14 protein-coding genes are annotated in these 16,509 nt (G+C 43.6%); 9 read left to right on the top strand and 5 right to left on the bottom strand.

Annotation, left to right across the window (positions count from 1 at the left end; all coding sequences use genetic code 11):
• Positions 1-86 precede the first annotated feature (86 nt).
• The 3 genes from J5A55_RS11265 to J5A55_RS11255 all read right to left on the bottom strand — a co-directional run bounded on the left by J5A55_RS11265 (position 87) and on the right by J5A55_RS11255 (position 3,061).
• Positions 87-1,229, bottom strand: coding sequence for a cytochrome d ubiquinol oxidase subunit II (locus J5A55_RS11265; protein WP_004382222.1), 1,143 nt, complete (start codon positions 1,227-1,229; stop codon positions 87-89).
• Positions 1,226-2,761, bottom strand: coding sequence for a cytochrome ubiquinol oxidase subunit I (locus J5A55_RS11260; protein WP_004382223.1), 1,536 nt, complete (start codon positions 2,759-2,761; stop codon positions 1,226-1,228). The genes J5A55_RS11265 and J5A55_RS11260 overlap by 4 nt, the downstream gene beginning before the upstream one ends.
• A gap of 84 nt (positions 2,762-2,845) precedes the next feature.
• Entirely contained in the window at positions 2,846-3,061 is a 216-nt protein-coding gene (locus J5A55_RS11255) for a DUF4492 domain-containing protein (RefSeq protein WP_004382224.1), read from the bottom strand.
• Positions 3,062-3,257: 196 nt separating this feature from the next.
• Here J5A55_RS11255 and J5A55_RS11250 point away from each other — a divergent pair, with 196 nt between their 5' ends.
• From J5A55_RS11250 to J5A55_RS11225, 6 genes are all read left to right on the top strand, one after another.
• Positions 3,258-4,763, top strand: a complete 1,506-nt coding sequence (locus J5A55_RS11250) for a TolC family protein (protein ID WP_004382225.1) — start codon at positions 3,258-3,260, stop codon at positions 4,761-4,763.
• 47 nt (positions 4,764-4,810) lie between these two features.
• Positions 4,811-5,794 carry an HlyD family secretion protein gene (locus tag J5A55_RS11245; RefSeq protein WP_004382226.1) on the top strand — a complete coding sequence of 328 codons (984 nt, stop codon included), beginning with the start codon at positions 4,811-4,813 and terminating at the stop codon, positions 5,792-5,794.
• Between the two features lie 23 nt (positions 5,795-5,817).
• On the top strand, positions 5,818-7,029 hold the full coding sequence (locus J5A55_RS11240) for an ABC transporter permease (RefSeq protein WP_004382227.1): 1,212 nt from the start codon (positions 5,818-5,820) through the stop codon (positions 7,027-7,029).
• 50 nt (positions 7,030-7,079) lie between these two features.
• Positions 7,080-8,387 (top strand): ABC transporter permease, encoded by a 1,308-nt coding sequence (locus J5A55_RS11235; RefSeq protein ID WP_004382228.1) that lies wholly within the window; start codon positions 7,080-7,082, stop codon positions 8,385-8,387.
• Between the two features lie 418 nt (positions 8,388-8,805).
• Positions 8,806-10,473 (top strand): formate--tetrahydrofolate ligase, encoded by a 1,668-nt coding sequence (locus tag J5A55_RS11230; RefSeq protein ID WP_004382230.1) that lies wholly within the window; start codon positions 8,806-8,808, stop codon positions 10,471-10,473.
• Positions 10,474-10,627: 154 nt separating this feature from the next.
• A complete protein-coding gene (locus tag J5A55_RS11225; protein WP_004382231.1) occupies positions 10,628-11,065 on the top strand; it encodes a hypothetical protein in 438 nt (145 codons plus the stop codon).
• Between the two features lie 17 nt (positions 11,066-11,082).
• Here the strand turns inward: J5A55_RS11225 and J5A55_RS11220 are convergent, their stop codons facing one another.
• Positions 11,083-11,874: a glycoside hydrolase family 25 protein gene (locus J5A55_RS11220; RefSeq protein WP_004382232.1), complete on the bottom strand. Its 792-nt coding sequence runs from the start codon at positions 11,872-11,874 to the stop codon at positions 11,083-11,085.
• A gap of 824 nt (positions 11,875-12,698) precedes the next feature.
• Here J5A55_RS11220 and J5A55_RS11215 point away from each other — a divergent pair.
• Both J5A55_RS11215 and J5A55_RS11210 read left to right on the top strand, forming a co-directional pair.
• Positions 12,699-13,118 carry a hypothetical protein gene (locus tag J5A55_RS11215; RefSeq protein WP_004382236.1) on the top strand — a complete coding sequence of 140 codons (420 nt, stop codon included), beginning with the start codon at positions 12,699-12,701 and terminating at the stop codon, positions 13,116-13,118.
• A gap of 133 nt (positions 13,119-13,251) precedes the next feature.
• Positions 13,252-13,959, top strand: a complete 708-nt coding sequence (locus J5A55_RS11210) for a GDSL-type esterase/lipase family protein (RefSeq protein ID WP_004382238.1) — start codon at positions 13,252-13,254, stop codon at positions 13,957-13,959.
• A gap of 147 nt (positions 13,960-14,106) precedes the next feature.
• Here the strand turns inward: J5A55_RS11210 and radA are convergent, their stop codons facing one another.
• Complete coding sequence (radA, locus tag J5A55_RS11205) at positions 14,107-15,507, bottom strand: DNA repair protein RadA (protein ID WP_004382240.1); 1,401 nt, start codon at positions 15,505-15,507, stop codon at positions 14,107-14,109.
• 61 nt (positions 15,508-15,568) lie between these two features.
• On the opposite strand from radA, the gene J5A55_RS11200 reads away from it, so the two are divergent.
• Entirely contained in the window at positions 15,569-16,480 is a 912-nt protein-coding gene (locus tag J5A55_RS11200; RefSeq protein ID WP_039850899.1) for an ABC transporter substrate-binding protein, read from the top strand.
• The last annotated feature ends 29 nt before the right edge of the window (positions 16,481-16,509 follow it).

Genomic DNA, 16,509 nt, shown 5'->3' with positions numbered 1-16,509 from the left:
AAAAAACAAGGTGGAAGAAATACCTTATTATCGGTATTCTCTCCCACCTCTGATGGTTATTTGTATATAAAAAATACGTTTACTTCTTAATAAGCATGGTCATCCTCTGTTATTTCCTGTCGGTCGATAGCTTTCTTATCAATGGCTCTCCAAGCATAAACAATGTATGCCAAGACGAATGGAACGAGGAAACTTACGTAGAACATAGCCTTGAGTGTGAACTCACTTGATGAGCTGTTTTGAATGGTCAAAGAGCTCTGTAAGTCGGCAGTAGAGGGATAGTAAGCTGTGTTGTTCCATCCTGCAATGAGGAAGAGAACCAATACCACACATACAACTCCTATACCTGCAGGCCATATACCACGTACATAATTGGGTTTAAGGATGGTCTTGATGATTCCAAAAAGAAGTAGGACAACACCCACAATAAGGATAATAGCCAATGGCCACATCGTTAGTAGGTTGTTAAAATACTTCATTGGTTCCATGACGATAGTACCTGCTTCATTTACCGCATAGCCCTCGCTGAACAAAGTAACAATGAGGAAAGGTAAGAAGAAGAGCAAGAATAGAATGGTGTTAACCAATAACTGCTTGCGAACACGGGTACGGATTGTGTCATCGTTCACATTATTATTAATGTAAAGCGTACCAAGGATGCGTGCTAAGAACACCACTGCAATACCAAAGATGACTACCCAAGGATTGAGTAAGACGTCAAGTCCACGTGAACCATTAGCCCAATGAGAGATAACGGGTTGCATGCTATTGGTGATGTTAGCCTTTTCTACGATGAAATTAGAGCCTGTGAAGAAGGTTGCAACAGCTCCGCCTAAGAGCAACGGACCAAGAATACCATTGATGATAAGGCATGTTTGGAATGTACGAACACCAAAGATGTTACCCGCCTTGTTCTGAAATTCATAGCTAACAGCCTGTATGATGAATGTAAACAAGATCAATAACCATATCCAATAAGCACTTCCAAAGCTCGTACTATAGAACAATGGGAATGAAGCAAAGAATGCCCCGCCGAATGTAACAAGTGTTGTAAAGGTGAACTCCCACTTTCTTCCAGTGGAGTTAATCAACATTCTGCGGTCGTCGGGGGTCTTTCCTAACTGGAAGATCATCGAGTTTGCGCCTTGTACGAATAGTAAGAAAACGAGCAACGCACCCAATAGTGAGATGATAAACCACCAATAGTTTTGTAGGAAATAGTATGTCATAGAGCTGGTCCTTTCTTTATTTGCTTACACATAATACTAACTTCTGCGGTCAACATAGCCGTAAATAACACAAGAAAGAGGAAGAAGGTGAAGGCGATACCACCGCTTGACAGGTCGCTAACAGCAGCCCAAGTAGGTAGCATGTCTTGTATTGTCCAAGGTTGACGACCAAACTCGGCAACAAGCCAACCACTCTCACTTGCAATGTAAGCGAGCGGTATCAACGCTATTCCTAAATACTGTAACCAACGTGGACGAGTAATGTCTTTCTTATAGAGAAGGAATAACATTACAGCGAAGACAAGGATGAATAAGCCGCCAAGACCTACCATTATACGGAACGCCCAGAAGTTAATTGGAATGAAAGGTACCAGTTGATTGGCATCCTTGATATAGCCATATCCGAAGTATTTCATATCATGGTCAAGGATCTTCTCATTGCTTTCTTTGTCCTTTCCTGCACGATAGTCTTTGAGTGCTTGAATGGCTTTTTTGCCTCTTTCCTGCTTCTCTTTCAAGGATGGTTCTTTGGTTCCATCTGCCTTAGTATAGCCCTTGATAATGTCTCGAACACCAGGAACATAGCCAGTAGTAGACTTAGTTGCGAGGATTGATAACATATTTGGAACAGCCACACGCATAGGTGGTTCAGACTCATTCATATAGTCTGGTTGGCTAAAAGGATTGACCATTGCAATACCAGTAAGGCTCTGGCTATTGCCTCCCTCATACAATGCTTCCATCGCTGCAAGCTTCATTGGCTGTGTTTGAGCTACCATGTAAGCAGACTCATGACCTGTAGATGCTGCTAAAAGAGAGGCTACCAAACCAACGATAGAACCTATCTTAATACTCTGCTTAGCGAGTTCCACGTGGCGTTTACGCAATAGATACCAGCAGCTTACACCGACAGTGAAGGCTGCACCAAGTACCCAAGCAGAGGTGACTGTATGGGTGAATTTGTCAATAGCAAATGGACTTAAAGCTACGTCCAAGAATGAGGTCATCTCGTTACGCATCGTCTCTGGGTTGAAAGTACAGCCTATTGGATATTGCATCCAAGCGTTAGCAACAAGAATCCACCACGCTGATAGCGTTGCGCCTAAGCCTGTTAACCATGTCGAAGCAAGGTGAAAACCAGCAGAGACCTTCGACCATCCGAAGAACATAACAGCAACGAATGTGGACTCCATAAAGAACGCGAGGATTCCTTCTATTGCCAGTGGAGCACCGAAGATGTCGCCAACAAACCAAGAGTAATTACTCCAATTGGTACCAAACTCGAACTCAAGTATAATACCAGTAGCCACTCCCATGGCAAAGTTAATACCAAAGAGTCGCTGCCAGAACTGGGCTGCTGAGCGCCAAAACTCCTTACGTGTCCGGTAATAGCAGGTCTCCATAATACCCATAATAACCGCTAATCCAAGCGTTAATGGGACGAATAACCAGTGATAGATGGCTGTTAGTGCGAACTGCGCACGCGACCAGTCAACTGTTCCTGGGTCAATGGTTAAGAGTAGGTTTTCCATTGTTTCTCTGTTAATTATTAATTGTTATGAATTGATGTAACTGTCATTTAGATTAGGAGCAAACTACTTGTGCCCTCTTATCAGCTATCTTTTCAAGAGCTGCTGTTCAACAAATTCGCTTTCTTTACCTGGTTTCGTCCGTTGCTTCAAATAGTTCGGAAAGAAGAAAACTTTAAGCACAAGGAAGATAATGATTAGCTTAACTATAATCACCATCCATAATGTCTTGCCCAAAGTCATGTGCTTGAAGCCATCGTAATATAGATCGAAAGCACGATAAAAAAAGCTCTTCTTTGTCACGGTGAAATGTTTTCTTACTTTGTATTTAATACAGATAGAGGTTGCAAAGATAGTTATTTATTTCTAAAGTTGTTCTATATTTCCTTAAAAATAGGCTCTTTTTTTTAATTTAAGGATTAGTGACCTCTATTTGAGTAATAAGTCATTTAAAAAGGTTATATTTGCATCTATTAATTTAATAGCGTAACTATCGTAAATGAGAAGACTATTTACTTTTGTGATATTGTTCTGTTCTCTCCATGGCATACAGGCGCAAGGTGTGTTGTCACTAACGCAGTGTCGGGAGCTTGCTTTGCGGAACAATCGACAATTAAAGATATCTAAGATGACTGCTGATGTTGCTGAGAACGCACATAAGGCAGCCAAGACAAAGTACTTACCAAGGGTAGATGGACTTGCAGGATACCAACATTTCTCACGTGAGGTATCAATCTTGAATGGTAAACAGAAGTCTGCCCTTACCAATTTAGGGACGAATTCTGTGGGACAGTTGGGTAATCAGTTGGGACAGAATCTGACCACCCTTGCACAACAAGGGATTATTAGTCCACAAACAGCACAGCAATTGGGACAGGTGTTGAACAATATCGCCTCTCCCCTTACACAGGCTGCCAATAACATCGGAACGACTATCAAAGACGCTTTCCGAACCAACACGAAGAACGTATATGCAGGTGGGATTCTCGTGAGTCAACCGATCTACATGGGTGGAGCTATTAAGGCGGCTAATGACATGGCAGCCCTTGGTGAGCAAGTAGCACAGAACAACATTGACCTGAAAAGACAGCTTGTTCTATATGGTGTAGATAATGCTTACTGGTTGGCAGTATCGCTCAAGAAGAAGGAAACACTTGCTCTTCAATATCGCAACTTAGCACAGAAACTGGACGACGATGTCAAAAAGATGATCCACGAAGGAGTAGCTACAAGGGCTGACGGATTGAAGGTTGATGTCGCAGTTAACACTGCCGACTTACAGATAGCACGTATTCAGAGTGGTGTTTCACTTGCTAAGATGGCATTGTGCGAATTATGTGGTATTAGTTTAGATGGGGATATTCTATTAGCTGACGAAGGGGATGCAGACATTCAGGCAACGCCTTCTTCCCAACTTGATAATCGTATAAAAGCTGCATCAGACAGTGCCACTATCAGCGAAGCACGCCCCGAACTGCGTTTGTTACAGAATGCAGTTGAGATCAGCAAGCAGAACACCAAGCTCATTACTGCACTCTATCGCCCCCACATCTTACTAACTGGTGGCTATACAGTAATGAACCCTAACGTCTTTAATGGGTTCCAAAACCGATTCTCCGGACTATGGAATATAGGTGTAACTGTGCAAATGCCGCTATGGACATGGGGGGAGAATAAATATAAGATACGTGCCAGTAAGACTGCAACCAGTATAGCTCGAATGGAGCTGAATGACGCTCAAAAGAAAATAGAACTTGATATTGAACAGAGTCGTCTACGCCTCAGAGATGCCAACAAACAGCTCGCTACGGCACATAAAAATATGTCGGCTGCAGAGGAAAACCTACGTTGTGCGAACGTTGGTTTTCGAGAGGGAGTGATGACAGTAACCGATGTCATGACCGCTCAAACGGCTTGGCAAACAGCCCGCACAGCGATTATTGATGCTGAGATTGCCGTTAAGTTGGCACAAAGCAGTGTTCAGAAAGCAATCGGAGAGCTATAATATAATAAGGTGGAAATAGATCATTAAAAGTAAAAACAACAATACTTATGTCAGCAAAATCACAACATAACAATATTCTTCTGGCTGTTTTAGGCTTCGTCGCAGTAGTTGTCATCGTTGCAGTCATTGGTTACTTCACCATCGACCGCACGCCCGAAATCATCCAAGGGCAGGTCGAAGTGAGTGAATATCGTGTGGCTTGCAAGTTACCGGGACGTGTAACTGAACTCTTAGTAAAGGAAGGTGACCATGTTCATAAGGGTGATATCCTTGCGAAACTGGCTATTCCTGAAGCCAACGCACAGGAGAAAGTGGCAGAAGCAACAGCTGGCGCGACCGAAGCCATCAGTGCTTTAACCGAAGCGCCAACCCGCCGTGAAGCTGTTGAGAGTGCTTATCAGGTTTATCAACAGGCTATTGCTGCGAACGGAATAGCCGAAAAAACCTACGGACGTATGCAACGACTCTTTGACGAGGGAGTGATGAGTGCGCAGAAGCGGGACGAGGCAAAAGCTGCCTTTGAAGCAACTCAAGCAGGTGTGCAAGTCGCTAAGTCACAATGGGAACTGGCGAAGAGTGGAGCGCGCAAAGAGGCTAAAGAGGCTGCAAGAAAGCAGGCGCAAGCAGCTACTTCGGCTATTGATGTTGTCCGTTCAGTACTGAAAGAGACTGTTCAACGTGCAACAGCTGATGGCGAGGTAGAGACCATTTATCCTAAAGTGGGCGAACTCGTTGGATTTGGCAGTCCTATCATGAGCATCTCAATGGTTGATGATATATGGGGAACATTCAATGTTCGTGAGGATCAACTAAAGGACATGAAGATTGGAACAAAGCTCAAGGTCTATGTCCCAGCACTTGACAAACAGATCGAAATGCGGGTTACCTCACTCAAAGACCAAGGTTCATACGCTGTGTGGAAAGCAACGAAAAGCAATGGACAATACGACTTAAAGACTTTCCAAGTAAAGGCTCGTCCAGTGCAGAAGGTAGATGGTTTAAAGCCCGGTATGTCATTGATTATTAAATAAAGGAGGCGGTTTTTCTTTTTATAATGAAGTTATCATTCAACATAAAGTCGGTTTTCAACTCTCTTGGAGACGGATTGAAAAGAGTCTTTGCACTCTCTTCACGAGAGGTTGGACTGATGGTTCACAACCCAATATACATCTGTTGTATGGTTGTCTTCCCATTAGTTATCGTCTTCTTCTTCACTTCCTTGATGCATGAAGGGCAACCAGAAAAGTTGCCATGTGGCGTTGTTGACAATGATAACACATCCACCACACGTGCTTTAATACGTCAGTTAGATGCCTTCCAAAGCACCCGTGTGGCTGATCATTACAATAGTGTTGTCGAGGCGAGACAAGCTATTCAACGCAACGAGATATATGGTTTCCTTTATATTCCAGAAGGTACTACAGCCGAACTCATCGCTCAACGCCAGCCACATGTATCTTTCTATTATAGTAATGTGACGCTTGTTGCAGGCGGAATGTTATATAAAGACCTCAAGACAGTGACGACTCTTGGCTCTGCAGCTATGGGTGCCGCAAAGCTCCAAATGCTTGGTAAAACACCCAAGGAGATTAAGGAGTTCATACAGCCCATAGGCTTGGATGTACACATGGTGGGCAATCCGTGGATGAATTATAACATCTATCTGACGAGCATTATGGTGCCCGGTATCCTCGTACTATTTATGCTTCTTATCACCGTCTATTCGATTGGAACAGAACTAAAGTTCGGTCGTTCACAACAATGGATGCGGTTAGCTAATAACAACATCATGCTTGCTGTCACAGGAAAACTGCTCCCTCAAACGTTGATCTTCTTAACTATCTTCCTCGGATATGAGTGGTATGTCTATGGTTACCTGAACTTCCCTCACCCTGGAGGATTGCACATGATCATCCTAATGGCAGTGCTTACTGTCCTCTCATCGCAGGGCTTTGGCATCTTTGTCTTTGGTCTTATCCCTTCGTTACGCATGTCGATGAGTGTCTGTTCGTTGTGGGCTGTCGTTGGATTCTCCGCTTGCGGAGCCACGTTCCCACTCTTTGCTATGGATGGGATGATCGAAGCTCTGGCACAGATCATACCGCTTCGTCATTACTACATGATTTATCAGCTCTGCGTCTTCAATGGCTTTCCTCTTATTGATGCGTGGGTCAATGTGATGGCACTTGTTGCCTTCGCTGCCTCACCGATACTCGTTCTTTGGAACTTGAAACGTGCTATGCTGGAATATGTTTACATACCATAAGTTGTTAAAACAGACCTCTTTTAGAAAGAAAATAACGCTGATAACTGTCTATGTCGAATAATAATAAAAAGAGTTCCACACTAAAGGATGCGCTCAAGAAACCGCTCGACTTTCTTTCATCCGTCTGCTACATCTGGTGGTTGGAATTGAAGAGTACGGTGAAAGATGAGGGTGTATTGATATTTTTCATACTTGTTCCTCTCGCCTACCCTTTGCTTTATTCGTGGATATATAACAATGAAGTGGTGCGGGATGTACCTGTTGCTATTGTCGACCTATCGCATACAACTTCGTCAAGGGAGTTCATTCGCGACTTCGATGCAGCACCAGATGTGAAGGCAGCATACTATTGTAACAACTTAGAAGAGGCGAAGGAACTCATTGGGAAACAGGCAGTTCATGGTATTCTATACTTTCCTTCCGACTTTGATGAGACTTTGAATCGAGGCGAACAGGCACATGTTGGAGTCTATTGTGACATGAGTTTGATGCTAACCTACAAGGCGATCTATCAAACGGCACAAGCAGTAGCACTCGAGATGGGTGCTGACAGGCTGAAGGCTCACTCTTTCTCGTTCACAGAAAGGGATGAGGAGCTGAACACGGAACCAATGGTTGTTGACGCTGAACCGATTTTTAACACCACAGGAGGCTATGGCAACGCCATTCTCCCAGGTGTCTTGATTCTCATCTTACAGCAAACTCTACTCTTAGGAATTGGTCTCTCGGCCGGTACAGCACGTGAGAACAACCGCTTCCAAGACCTTGTTCCAATCGGAAAACACTATGATGGAATCATGAAAATAGTCCTCGGCAAGTCGTCCTGTTACTTTATGGTCTATTGCGTCATGGCTGCTTACATCACAATGGCAGTCCCCCGCTTCTTTAACTTCACGATGTTAGCACATTCATCGGACCTCTTTTGGCTCTTACTACCCTACTTGCTTGCTGTGATCTTCTTTGGTATGACGGTCTCATGCCTCGTTCGCTATCGTGAAAATGTCATGCTTTTGGTGGTCTTTACATCTGTTCCACTTCTGTTCCTAACAGGTGTCTCTTGGCCTCAAAGCAATATTCCGGGGATATGGCAGGGCTTGGGTTGGATCATTCCATCGACCTTTGGCGTGCGTGGATTCCTACGAATATCCTCTATGGGAGGCACTCTCAACGACATTCTCCCTGAAGTGAGAGCACTGTGGATACAGGTAGTTATCTATTTTACAACTACTTGTTTCGTCTATAGATTCCAGATTATCAACGCTCGTAGACATGCCATTTCGCACTATCAAATGATTCAAGATAAGATCAAGAATGAGCGCCAGAAGAAGCGTCAAAATACATCTTCTGGACAAGAGTAAATCCTCTTTCCAATTTAAAGAAGGCACTTCCTCAATTTAAAGAAAGTGTATCCTCAATTTAAGGGAAGTGTATCCTCAATTTAAGGGAAGCCTCTCCTTGATGTGAGAAGAGGCTTTCTTCGACTTGAAAGAAGCCTCTCCTCATAATGAAGAAACGCCCTTCTCCATTGGAAAAGGGCGTTTCTTTATTTGCAAATCAGTGACTCGTGCTAACAGGACACAGCCTCGTTACACAGAACTATATGGTACAGAGCATCTTAGCAGACCATCACTTCAAACAGAAGTAATCATAATTTTGAATTATACAAGGGTATTCGTAAAATTGTGGCGATTGGTTAAAACTTTATGAAAAATCGGTTAGTAGATTCAGAAAATATGCTTATCTTTGTCCTTACAACTAAAATATAAGTATAAAACTATGAAATCAGACATTCAGATTGCACGCTCATGTAACATGAAGCGAATCGAAGAGGTGGCAGCTAAAATAGGTATTCCTGCTGACGAGTTAGAGCTCTATGGGAAGTATATGGCTAAGGTTCCTCTTACCTTAATAGACGAAGAACGCGTTGCTCATAACCGCTTGGTTCTTGTTAGTTCAATATCCCCTACCCGTGCAGGTATTGGTAAAACGACTGTGAGTATTGGGCTTTCTATGGCATTGAATCGCATTGGCAAACGTTCTGTATTAGCTTTACGCGAACCGAGTTTAGGCCCTTGTTTCGGTATGAAAGGTGGTGCTGCTGGTGGAGGATACGCCCAGGTGGTACCGATGGAGAAGATAAATCTGCACTTCACAGGCGACTTTCATGCCATAACAAGCGCACATAACATGATTGCAGCACTGTTGGATAACTACATCTATCAGCATCGTAGCGAGGGATTTACGCTTAAACAGATTCTATGGAAGCGTGTTCTTGATGTGAATGATCGCAGTCTTCGTAACGTAGTAACGGGCTTGGGAGCTGTAACCGATGGTCTGCCGACACAGTCGGGGTTTGATATTACACCTGCAAGTGAGATCATGGCAGCTCTATGTTTAGCCTCTAATGAAAGCGATCTACGCCGTCGTATAGAGAATATGGTGCTTGGTATCACCTTTGATAACAAACCGTTCAAGGTGAAAGACCTTGGTATAGCAGGTGCAATCACAGTTTTGTTGCTTGATGCAATCAAACCGAACCTTGTTCAAACACTTGAGGGTACACCTGCATTGGTGCATGGTGGACCTTTTGCAAACATCGCCCATGGTTGCAATAGTTTGTTGGCAACGAAGATGGCAATGTCCTTGAGCGATTATGCCATTACCGAATCGGGCTTCGGAGCAGACCTTGGTGCAGAGAAGTTCCTCGATATCAAGTGTCGCAAGGGAGAGATTCATCCACGCGTCACGGTGCTCGTTGCAACCTTGCGAGGGCTCAAACTACATGGCGGACTCACGGAAGGTTGCACTCGTGAACAGGAACTACAAGCTCTTGTTGAAGGCTTTGCTAACCTTGATAAGCATGTTAAGAACATGCAAAACTTCGGTCAGCCGGTCATCGTAACACTAAATAGATATGGTGACGATACCGATGAGGAGGTTCAGATGTCGGCTGATCATTGCAAGCTATTGGGCGTTGGCTTTGCCGAAAACAATGTGTTTATGAAGGGCGGAGAAGGCGCAGAAGACTTGGCAAGGCTCGTTGTTGAGACCATAGATAAGCATGGGGCAAAGGATATCAACATGGTCTATAATGATGATGATAGTATAGAGGAAAAGGTCGAGAAGGTAGCTAAAAAGATCTATGGCGCTCGATCGGTTGTCTTCAAGCCAGCAGCTAAAAAGAAGTTAGAACGCATACAGGCTTGGGGCATGGAAAGGTTCCCTGTTTGTATAGCAAAGACTCAATTCTCATTCAGCGAAGACCCGAAGCAAGTGGGCGTGGCGAAGAACTTCGACCTTACCATTCGTGACTTCGTCATCAATGGTGGCTCCGAAATGATTGTTGCTATCGCTGGTGACATGATGAGAATGCCTGGTTTACCAAAGGTTCCACAGGCTGAGAAGATTGATATTGTGCGTGGTCAGATAGAAGGATTAGCCTAATTTCTGACTCAATCGAGTGTTGTGTGCTGCTTGCAAGAGCCTTATTAGATTAGGTGACCTATCGAAAAGCTCTTACCGAGGTAAGTGTTAATAGCACTTGCAGGCAGCACCAACTATAAACCTGAAACACTAACCTTTACAATGAGAAAACCGCATGAAACGAAAGACCCTACTACTAACGATCTTTACAATCATCCTTTCCGTTGCCATCATCCTATGTATCAGAATCCCTTATAAAGAGGTCAACATCACTGATAACTTACAATCAATACAAAGGCGAAATACTTGCATCTCGGTTCATTCTCTATATAAGGACAAGGATTGGGACATGATGGTTGTAGTCAAACCATACAATAGTTCGACCGCAGCTAACGAGAGTATCGACATGGGATATGGTGGAGATAGAGACGTCATCATCGATAACACCATGTATGATAATATGTGTACTCTCTTGTTTGTAAGGGATAAGAAGCTCGTTGCCTTTACCAGTGTCTATCGCAACATCATAGACTTTAGCCAACTGGGAAAGGATGTTTATAAGGCTAATGAGTCCATTCGTATTACAAATAAGATAGCTGGTGATTGCCAATAAGGAACATTCTGCTGTCCTTACTTGGGCATTTTGAAATCGTCGATAGTAACTCCTTCACGTATTTGGTCTATGTCTACGTGGGTCCAAATACCCTTTACTCTGCCCCTTTTACTCGATTGCCAGATATCGTATTTGGCATTTCCTAAGGTTGGCGGGAGGTTATAATTGGCTATAAACAAGTGGTAATGATTGAAGTCGGGATAGAGGTGTAAGTGGTAATAAGACTCATTGGTATAGATCATCGGGGCATGTCCTGTGCGCTCTTTAACTAATTGAATGAATCGTGCTAAGTTCTTCTTTATTAACTGACTATCCCATCCTCGAGTGCCATCTGCCTCTATATCGACCAGAAGAAGCAAGTCCTGTTGCTGGAGATCGATGTTAGAAAGGAAGTTATCAACCTGCCTTTCCATTGAAGTACGACGTGTGAGAAAATGATAGGAACCGACTAATAGGTTACGTTTCTTAGCCTCTTTGAGGTTCTTTTGATAAAAGGGATCAACCACAGAGCTGCCTTCTGTAGCTTTAAGATACACGAACTTGAGTTGCGGATTCTCATCAACTAGCTCGTCCCAGTGTATCTTTCCTTGATGACGAGATAGATCCAAACCATCAAAATCTTTGGTATATTCTCCCTTTGTTAGGTCATGGTAAGGCCATTCATCACTAACAGTTACATGCTTACGACGCCATGGTTTAAGGTCGACCATAAGGATAACAACGAGTGTAAACAGAGCCACACAGCCCCATATCCATAATTTCCTATTATTGTTTTTACGCTTACTGCGCCTCCTTCTACGCCTTACCATGATATGAAATAATCAAGAGTACCTTCAAATTTAAGCTATTCAAACATCCCAAAGGAATGTTTGCACAAAGGTAATTAATCTTTTTGAATGCCACAAATTGTGATTAGATAGAGTTGGCGAGTACACGAGTTACAAGTGGACAAGTTACTTGCTCCATTGAATAGAGAGCCCCAAAGTAGGGACAGACGCCCTCGTCTGTCCGCCCCAAAATCCTTACTTCTTTGTGAAATACGCCCTCTTATGCGGACAGACGAGGGCGTCTGTCCCTACTTTGGGGTACTTTCCGGACTGCAAAACTTTCCCCTAATTAGCTCCCGTAAGGCACTCCTCCCCTTAGGGGAGGCTGGGAGAGGTTTCCAGACGAGGGCGTCTGTCCCTACTTTGAGGTATCCTTTCTAATTGACGAAGGCACTTCCTTGATACAAGGAGACGCCCTCTTTGATGTAAAGAAACGCCCTCTTCATAGCAAGGAAACGCCCCCTTCAAATGGAGAAAGGCGTTCCCTTGTTTTTAGTCCTGCTACTCCAGCTAATGAGGCACAGCCTCGCAACACATCAACCAGCCTCCAACAGCCATGCAAATACCTATCCCGTGAGGCACTCCTCCTCCTTCGGTGAGGCTGATTGGGGCTTTATCTCGCCCCTTCCCATTCGAGTAACTCTATTCGTAATAAATGCTAATTATTTGGTTATCAGCAATATTTTTTGTACCTTTGCAAGCGTTAATATGGAACTAAGGTGCGGTGGTAACTCATTCTCACATAGGAACGCACCATAGAAGGTAACTCTCTTGAGCAACTTATCTAAGGTTCCGGAAAGTTTTAAATGATGAGATTTTTTAAAGTAGTAATTGTTAGTTTCTTAATGATTTTGGCTTCATCTGTTGAAGCAAATGCTCAAAGTAGCAAGTTTAACTGGGGTCCTGTAATGGACGCAATCATCCAACTTGAAAGCAAGGGGAATGCTTTAGCGGTTAATGGGTCGTATGTTGGAGTTCTTCAAATATCCCCTATTCTGGTCAAGGAATGTAATAACATCCTTAAAAGTAGAGGCAGTTCAAAGCGTTACACACTATCTGATCGATTTAACGCAACGAAGTCTAAGGAGATGTTTGTTGTCATCCAATCCTTTCACAATCCGCTTAATAGCATTGAGAAGGGTATCCGCTTATGGAGTGGAGGTATCAAGTATGACATCAAAAAGACCCAGAAGTACCTCACAAGAGTATTGAAACTCATGCGCTAACAGGCATACAGAAGATTTAAGAAATCCCTTTTTAAAAAGTCTGGTTATCTACTCCCTTTAGGACAGATAACCAGACTTTTTCTCTTTATTCTCCATCTTTTTCCTTACTTTTGTGGGTGTTTAACATAATAAAATGGCACATTCTATACAAGTAAACATAAGGCGGTTCGCTCTGTCCGCACTATTCCTTCTATCCTTAGGCAACCTCTCCGCACAAGGTCAACGTCCCGTTTATCATGGTTCAAAACACTATTCTATAAAGGTGAAAGAGTTTAAACAAGAAGGCAAACTACCCTCCAATGTTATCGTAATGTATGGTGATAGCCATTCAGAATATGGTGGCGACTGGAGCAGACACTTCCCTGGTGCAGGGAAGATCATTAATCGGGGAATCATTGGAGACGATAGTCAAGGGATGTACAACAGGCTTGACTTGGTGCTTCCTTACCATCCCAAAAAGATCTTCTTTGAGTGTGGTGCGAACGATCTAAGCCATGGCTGGACTGTTGAACGGGTCTTTCAAGGTATCACTCGTGTGTTGGCAACAATAAGGGAGCGGTCTCCCAAGACGGAGCTATACGTTCAGAGCGTCTTACCACTTAATGAGGAAGTGGGTACGTGGAAGTATCTTAAAGGGAAGGACGACCTGATTATCCAACTAAACAACAAACTGAAGGAGTATTGTGCGAGCCATGCTCTCACTTACATCGACCTTTACACGCCGCTTCTTGGTGCTAGACCGCAAACAATGAAGGCTGAATATTGTCGTGACGGATTACACTTAACCGAGAAAGGGTATGATGTTTGGGCAAAGATTATACGCCCTTATATCTATAAGTAAAGCTTTAACTGAAAGCTAATTAGGTATTATCTTTAACTTTAGTGATATTATATAATCACCTAATATACTGCATTTTGTATATTAAAAGAATATTGACAGAAACAGTAATAACGCTTGTTCCTGCCAATATTCATATATAAGGATGGATTATCCAAACAATATCCTCAAAGCCTCTTCAACCTTCCTTACAGGGTGAAGTTGTATTGCATACTTGCCAGTAAGCCCTGACATGTTATACTTCGGGATGATAATATGACTGAAGCCGAGCTTCTCTGCTTCGGCAATACGTTGTTCTATACGACTGACGGGGCGCACTTCACCGCTCAAGCCAACCTCTCCGCACATACACCAACCAGCCTCGATTGGGGTGTCAACATTGGATGATAACACTGCAGCTATCACACTCAAATCCATCGCCATATCGGTTACTCGCAGTCCACCAGCTATGTTCAAGAACACGTCCTTCTGCATGAGTTTAAAGCCAACACGCTTCTCCAACACTGCAAGTAACATGTTTAAGCGACGCTGATCAAAGCCAGTTGCTGAACGTTGAGGCGTTCCGTAGGCTGCAGAAGACACCAGTGCTTGTGTCTCAACGAGGAAGGGTCGAACGCCTTCGATGGTACTTGAGATTGCAACTCCTGATAGTCCGTCATGGTCTTCAGTAAGTAGTAACTCCGAAGGATTGCTTACCTGCCGAAGACCTTGCTGTTCCATCTCATAGATACCCAGCTCTGATGTGGAGCCAAAGCGGTTCTTTATGCTCCGAAGAATGCGATACATATAATGTTGATCGCCCTCAAATTGAATCACAGTATCGACTATGTGCTCTAAAATCTTTGGTCCGGCAATGCTTCCCTCCTTGTTAATATGACCGATAAGAACCACTGGTACGCCGCTAGTCTTCGCAAATCGCAATAGAGCAGAGGCGCATTCACGCACTTGGGTGACGCTTCCAGGGCTGCTGTCAACGTCCTCTGTAGATATAGTCTGTATCGAATCGACCACAATGAGTTCGGGTTTTACATCCTTGATATGCTCGAATATGTGTTCAAGAGAAGTCTCCGATAAGATGATGATATTCTCTGGAATATCCTTAGTTATGCGTTCTGCACGCATACGAATCTGATGCGGACTCTCTTCACCACTAACATATAAGATGCGTTGAGATAGGTGTAGAATAGTCTGCAAGGTTAATGTACTCTTACCGATACCGGGCTCTCCTCCTAACAAAACAATGCTCCCTGGCACCAGACCACCACCTAACACACGATTCAATTCACCGTCGTGCATGTCCATACGAGGCTCATCCTTCGCAGAGACATCACGCAGTCTTTGAGGCTTATTAGCCAATCCTGACACAGCCCCGACAGCTACTCCATGACGCAAAGAGGTGGCTGCCTGACGTGCAGCATGTGTACCTGTATCGGCAGAGATACGTATCTCCTTGAACGTATTCCACTGTCCGCAATTAGGGCACTTACCGATCCACTTCGCACTTTCCTGCCCACAGTTGCTGCAGACATAAGCAATTTTATCCTTTGACATAGTGGGACAAAAGTACTAAGAATTTGCATAGTTACAAAATTAATTATTACTTTTGCAGGACATGAAACGTACTTATTACATACTCATACTATCGATGTTCTTGATTGCTGGTTGTGGGAAGTCTGCAAAGCAACTAAAGGCTGAACAAAAGGCAAAAGAGCATGCGGAGATAGAAAGCTATCAGCGAGCTTACAAGATTGCAGTTATGCCAACGCTTGACTGTTTGCCTGCTTATCTATTGAAAGATAGCATGTTATACGATACTGCTAAAGTTGATATCCGACTGAAAGAGTACACTGCTCAGATGGATTGTGACACAGCCATGGCTGGAGGAAGCGTACAGGCAGCCTTCAGCGATTTGGTTAGGACTGAGCGTTTGAAGCATAGACAGAAAGTGTTGATGCACTATCTAACGGACACAAACCTCAACTGGCAGCTCATAGCCGATAGGTCATCTAAACTAAAGAAACTATCCGATTTAAGTGATAAGATTATAGCCAAAACACGCTTCTCAGGCACTGACTTGTTGAGTAATAAGGTCGTAAAGAAGGCAAAACCGAAGTATCAAGTGTTCCAAGTGCAGGTCAATGACGTTCTAATTAGGCTCAAGATGCTACAGAACCATGAGATAGATGCCTACTGGTTTACCGAACCGCAGGCTACAAAAGCACTGCAAGGTGACAACAACTCTCTATTTAATTCGACTGATGCAGGTGTACATATAGGGGTCGTAGCGATTATGGATAAGCACCGCAGACCATCGGATGAGACAGAGTTTGCAAAGGCTTATGACAAGGCCGTCGAATTGATTAATAAGAATGGTGTTAAGTATTACGCAGCCTTGATAAAGAAGTATATGCAGGCGGATGATGCCACTGTTCGTGCCTTGCCTGACATCAAATACACAAAGGTGGGACCACCTCGTAGAGCCGACCTGATAATGGCAAGGGATTTTCTTAACCATAACAAGTGAGACAGATCATAGTTAGTAACTTAAAAGAA

Origin of the sequence: Prevotella veroralis (assembly GCF_018127765.1) — a bacterium.
GTDB classification, from domain to species: Bacteria; Bacteroidota; Bacteroidia; order Bacteroidales; family Bacteroidaceae; genus Prevotella; species Prevotella veroralis.
This window is presented reverse-complemented; position numbering and strand designations above follow the sequence as displayed.

Excerpts from the sequence above, each read along its gene's own strand:
- J5A55_RS11265 (WP_004382222.1), bottom strand. The coding sequence starts at position 1,229 with ATGACATACTATTTCCTACAAAACTATTGGTGGTTTATCATCTCACTA.
- J5A55_RS11260 (WP_004382223.1), bottom strand. The coding sequence starts at position 2,761 with ATGGAAAACCTACTCTTAACCATTGACCCAGGAACAGTTGACTGGTCG.
- J5A55_RS11250 (WP_004382225.1), top strand. The coding sequence starts at position 3,258 with ATGAGAAGACTATTTACTTTTGTGATATTGTTCTGTTCTCTCCATGGC.
- J5A55_RS11245 (WP_004382226.1), top strand. The coding sequence starts at position 4,811 with ATGTCAGCAAAATCACAACATAACAATATTCTTCTGGCTGTTTTAGGC.
- J5A55_RS11240 (WP_004382227.1), top strand. The coding sequence starts at position 5,818 with ATGAAGTTATCATTCAACATAAAGTCGGTTTTCAACTCTCTTGGAGAC.
- J5A55_RS11235 (WP_004382228.1), top strand. The coding sequence starts at position 7,080 with ATGTCGAATAATAATAAAAAGAGTTCCACACTAAAGGATGCGCTCAAG.
- J5A55_RS11230 (WP_004382230.1), top strand. The coding sequence starts at position 8,806 with ATGAAATCAGACATTCAGATTGCACGCTCATGTAACATGAAGCGAATC.
- J5A55_RS11225 (WP_004382231.1), top strand. The coding sequence starts at position 10,628 with ATGAAACGAAAGACCCTACTACTAACGATCTTTACAATCATCCTTTCC.
- J5A55_RS11220 (WP_004382232.1), bottom strand. The coding sequence starts at position 11,874 with ATGGTAAGGCGTAGAAGGAGGCGCAGTAAGCGTAAAAACAATAATAGG.
- J5A55_RS11215 (WP_004382236.1), top strand. The coding sequence starts at position 12,699 with ATGATGAGATTTTTTAAAGTAGTAATTGTTAGTTTCTTAATGATTTTG.
- J5A55_RS11210 (WP_004382238.1), top strand. The coding sequence starts at position 13,252 with ATGGCACATTCTATACAAGTAAACATAAGGCGGTTCGCTCTGTCCGCA.
- radA (WP_004382240.1), bottom strand. The coding sequence starts at position 15,507 with ATGTCAAAGGATAAAATTGCTTATGTCTGCAGCAACTGTGGGCAGGAA.
- J5A55_RS11200 (WP_039850899.1), top strand. The coding sequence starts at position 15,569 with ATGAAACGTACTTATTACATACTCATACTATCGATGTTCTTGATTGCT.